Annotated in this window: 4 protein-coding genes, 1 tRNA gene and 3 rRNA genes; all 8 read right to left on the bottom strand. The window is 28.4% G+C overall.

What is annotated here, in order from left to right; genetic code table 11:
- Positions 1 to 169: ribosomal RNA gene (locus tag BLP75_RS17895) — 16S ribosomal RNA — on the bottom strand; the annotation flags it as partial.
- A gap of 505 nt (positions 170 to 674) precedes the next feature.
- Positions 675 to 1,583 carry a sensor histidine kinase gene (locus BLP75_RS17890; RefSeq protein WP_242872463.1) on the bottom strand — a complete coding sequence of 303 codons (909 nt, stop codon included), beginning with the start codon at positions 1,581 to 1,583 and terminating at the stop codon, positions 675 to 677.
- 18 nt (positions 1,584 to 1,601) lie between these two features.
- Positions 1,602 to 2,405: an ABC-2 family transporter permease gene (locus BLP75_RS17885; protein WP_092727895.1), complete on the bottom strand. Its 804-nt coding sequence runs from the start codon at positions 2,403 to 2,405 to the stop codon at positions 1,602 to 1,604.
- Entirely contained in the window at positions 2,398 to 3,321 is a 924-nt protein-coding gene (locus tag BLP75_RS17880; protein WP_092727894.1) for an ATP-binding cassette domain-containing protein, read from the bottom strand. The genes BLP75_RS17885 and BLP75_RS17880 overlap by 8 nt, the downstream gene beginning before the upstream one ends.
- Positions 3,322 to 3,408: 87 nt before the next feature.
- Positions 3,409 to 4,089, bottom strand: a complete 681-nt coding sequence (locus BLP75_RS17875) for a response regulator transcription factor (RefSeq protein WP_092727893.1) — start codon at positions 4,087 to 4,089, stop codon at positions 3,409 to 3,411.
- A 124-nt stretch (positions 4,090 to 4,213) separates the two neighbouring features.
- Positions 4,214 to 4,330 (bottom strand): 5S ribosomal RNA (rrf, locus tag BLP75_RS17870).
- 11 nt (positions 4,331 to 4,341) lie between these two features.
- Positions 4,342 to 4,415 (bottom strand) — tRNA-Gly (locus BLP75_RS17865).
- Between the two features lie 122 nt (positions 4,416 to 4,537).
- A 23S ribosomal RNA gene (locus BLP75_RS17860) occupies positions 4,538 to 4,850 on the bottom strand; the annotation flags it as partial.

Genomic DNA, 4,850 nt, shown 5'->3' with positions numbered 1-4,850 from the left:
TGTTATCCCGTATTAGCATACCTTTCGGTATGTTATCCGTGTGTACAGGGCAGGTTACCCACGCGTTACTCACCCGTCCGCCGCTCTCTTCCGAAGAAGATCGCTCGACTTGCATGTGTTAGGCACGCCGCCAGCGTTCATCCTGAGCCAGGATCAAACTCTCAAATAAAAGTTGTCCATTGCTCAGCTAATCATTATCTGAATATCTGGCTTGGTTGTTTGTGTTTAATTCTATAAAGAATTATGTTTGTTTCTATAAATTAACCTACTGTTTAATTTTCAAAGTTCATTTTTTCAACTTCCTTAGTTTAACAAAGTATTTTTTCTTTGTCAACTCTTTTTTTAAGTTGTTTTGTCTTTCGTGTTTGCCCTTTTCTTAAGGACAAGTATAACTATACCACCATAAATTTATATCGTCAATACTTTTTTTACTTTTTTTTTGAACTATATAATATTTTTTCTTATTAATTGTATAATCCACAAGCTAGATGTTGCTTATTTTAATGCTTTATAATAGTTATACACATTTTAACATTTTGTTTTCTATTTTCCATTAATTAGTTAGTATAAATTCTATATTGCTCATTATTTTATAATAAAAAAATACTCAAATTATAATTTGAGTATTTTAAATAACATATAACGTTTTTGGCACCATTAATAAATCAATTTTTTTATTTTAAATCTGCTATTTTCCAACTACATATTATATATATTTGATCATCTATAAGATAAGCATCAATATCCCCTTTCATTTTTTCTATCAATGTCTTTGTTATTGATAAACCAAGTCCACTGCTTTTACTACTATTTCTAGAAATATCTTGTTTATAAAATCTGTTGAATAATAATTTTACATCTTCTTTCCTTAAATTTTCGACTTTATTTGATATAATCAACATACCTTTCCCGTCTACTTTTTTCAACTCAATTTGTTCATTTCCTTTAGAGTACTTAACTAAATTTGTCATTAGATTTTCAATTATTCTAACAATATCCGTTTTGTTTCCCAATACAATTAAATTTTCCTCTTTTATATCTATATTTAAATCCATTCCATTACTTTTAAATTCATCATAAAATGAAGCTATTAATTCATATAAAATATCATTTAAATTTATATATTCCAGCTCAATAATATATTCTGGCGATTCTACAATAGAAAATATGAATAATTTTTCTAATATTTTTTTTAAGGTATTAGCTTTGCTTTCAGCTATATTTATACACTCTAATTGTTTTTCATGTGATGTACCTTCTCTTTTTGACATTTGTATATATCCTAATATAGATGTTAGTGGCGTCCTTATATCATGAGATATATTAGCAATAGCCCTTTTTAGCTCATCCTCCGTATTTTTTTGTTTGATAACAGCATTTATACTTATATTTATATGATCATTTATAACCCTCACCAAATTTTCTATATCCCTATCAAATAAACTTATATCTATTTTTTTCCTCGTATATCCTCTATTATATTCATTTAGCTGCTTATATATATTCTTTATTTCTTTTTTTATAAAATATAAATAGGTAAGTAAAATGATAACCGATATACTTAAAATTATTATTACACCCATTTTACTCACCTCTTTCTTTTATTTTATATCTTGGTTCTTAAATATATAAATACCTAGTATAGTAAATACTCCTATCATTGATACAGAACTTATTATTATCTTGTAAATAGTATCTAAATCTGCTGATTGTGAACAAATATCCATCAACATAAATATTGGATGATATTCTAATATTTCAAATGGAATCATATTAGTCAAAAACATTGGAGATATTAAAAAAACTATTCCTATAGTTACTATAAGTGCTTTATTTTTTATTATAGTAGCTAATAACATAAATAAACTCACTATGCCCATAAATATAACTATAATTAAACCTAACGTTTTAACCATTTGAATAATAATGTTTATTTTTAATGATACTCCAAATCCATACATCATAGTACCTATGAATAATGTAATAATTGGTAGTGCACATATTAGTACAGATATCCCTATATATACAGTAAGTAATTTAGCAATATATACATTACTTCTTTCATGACCATAAGTTAATATATTTTTATATGTTCCTATACCATATTCATCACATGTAATAAAGCTGATTAAATACATTACCCCTACAACTAATATAGGTGTCCATCCTAATCCAGACATAAAAAACTCTATGCCTTTTAAGCTCTGAGGATTAGTAAATGTATTTATTATAAATCCATATGATCTATTATTAAAAGTTCCAGACATAAGTTCTAAGTGAACCGTATCTGAATTAATAGATACTATTATTGTCATAAGTGCACACCATAAAGAAAATATTATTAAACCTTTGTAAGTTTTTCCATATCTTAACTTATATAGTTCTGATTTAACTAGATTATACATTTTTACATCCTCCTATTAAATTTACATAGTAATCCTCTAAATCTTCTCCATTAGTCATAATTTGTTGAATTTCTATGTTATTTTTTACAAGGACAGAAGAAACTTTTCCTGGTTGATTTATATAATCAAATAATTTTATAGTATTATCCTTTATAACCTTAAAGTTATTTGTATTTAACTGCTCTTCTATAATAATTACAGCTCGGTTTATATCATCTACCTTTATATCTAAACTTAATTTACATCTTTGTTCTAAATCTTGAGAACTAAATTCATCTATTAATTTGCCATTACTTATCACGCCATAAGTAGTAGCTAATTGATTTAATTCTTTTAATATATGGCTTGATATTAGTATTGTAGTATCTTTATCTTTATTAATTTTTTTTAATAGTTCTCTTATTTCTACTATAGATACTGGATCTAATCCATTTATAGGTTCATCAAGAATTAAAAATTCAGGATCTCCTAAAAGTGCTATTGCTATAGCTAGTTTTTGCTTCATTCCTAAAGAAAAATTTTTAACTTTTTTATTTTTAGTATTTTTTAAATTTACTAAATCAAGAACTCTATCTATCTCCTGTTTTCCTGAAATACCCCTTTGTAGTCTTATAGCTTCTAAATTTTGATATGCCGTCATTTCTGGATATAAGGCAGGACTTTCTATCAACGATCCAATTCTTTTTCTTTGAGTTTTAATATTTTCTTCTATATCACTATTAAATAATATTATATTTCCTGAAGTAATTTTTACTAATCCAGTTATAAGTCTAATTACACTCGTCTTACCCGCTCCATTTTCACCTATAAACCCGTAAATATCCCCCCTCCTTATATTCATATTAACATTATCTACAATTAGTTTATCCTTATATTTTTTGCTTAAATTTATAGTCCTTAATATGTATTCTTCCATAATTATCTCCCTTCTTATTGATTTACTTTTATTATATATAGCAATTAATAATAAACATTAAAGAAATCATTAAGAAAGTCTTAAGTTTTATACCTCTAGTTTATATCCAATTCCCCATATAGTTTGTATATACTCATTTTCAGCATACTTAGATATTTTATTTCTCAAATTACTTATATGTACATTTATAGTATTATCATCACCCATATAATCTTCCTCCCATACACTCTCAAATATATTAGACTTTGTAAATACCTTTTTAGGATTATGTATAAGTAACTGTAATATATCAAACTCTCTAGATGTAAGGCATATATCTTTTCCGTTTATCGTTATTTCTCTTGTATCTATGTTTAAATTTATCTCTCTAAAAATTATTTCATTAGTTTTACAGTATATATTTTTTTCACTACTATACCTTCTAAGATTACTTTCTACTCTTGCAAGTACTTCATCTACATCAAAAGGCTTAGATATAAAATCATCTGCACCATTTTTAAGCATATCAATTTTTGTATGCTTGTCATCTTTTGCAGATATTATTATAACTGGCATATTTTTATTTTGTCTTATCTTTAAAAGCAATTCCTCTCCGCTTAAACCAGGAATCATTAGGTCTAATAGTACTACATCGAAATTTTGCATTTCTAAATAAATAAGAGCTTCTGTACCTGAATATGCAGATTTAGTTGTATATCCATCGCTATTCATTATTTCATTAAGTAATTTATTTATATCGTTATCATCCTCAACTATTAATATATTCATCTCTATATCCCCTATTAATTTTATTCTTTATTATATTTTATACTTATCTCGATATATTTTCCATATACAACAAAAAAAGTCTAGAATATAAAATTCTAGACTTTAATTAAAGTAAAAAAAGATTACGTGGCTACGTCTTACTCTCCCAGGGGGTCGCCCCCCAAGTACCATCAGCGCTAAAGAGCTTAACTTCTGTGTTCGGAATGGGAACAGGTGTATCCTCTTTGCTATAATAACCACATAATCTTTATTTGGAGCGGGTGAAGGGGATCGAACCCTCACAGCCGGCTTGGAAGGCCGGAACTCTACCATTGAGCTACACCCGCATGTTTTTAGAGTTAATACTCTGAAAACTGTATACCATTTAGAGATGAAAATTCATTTCATTCATGTCGCCAACGATATTCCTTCGCTCTCGCTTCAGTCATATCCGTTGCTCAAACATTTATTGGTCAAGTCCTCGACCTATTAGTATCGATAAGCTAAATACATTACTGCACTTACACCTTCGACCTATCAACCAGGTAGTCTTCCTGGGGTCTTACCCTTACGGTGGGAAATCTTATCTTGAAGTTGGCTTCGCGCTTAGATGCTTTCAGCGCTTATCCATTCCGTACATAGCTACCCAGCCATGCCCTTGGCAGAACAACTGGTACACCAGAGGTACGTCCATCCCGGTCCTCTCGTACTAAGGACAGGTCTCCTCAAATTTCCTACGCCTGCGACGGATAGGGACCGAACTGTCTCACGACGTTCTGAAC

It is taken from the genome of Romboutsia lituseburensis DSM 797 (assembly GCF_900103615.1).
Classification (GTDB): Bacteria; Bacillota; Clostridia; order Peptostreptococcales; family Peptostreptococcaceae; genus Romboutsia_F; species Romboutsia_F lituseburensis.
The sequence above is the reverse complement of the archived record's forward strand: the minus strand, read 5'-3'. Positions and strand labels throughout refer to the sequence as shown.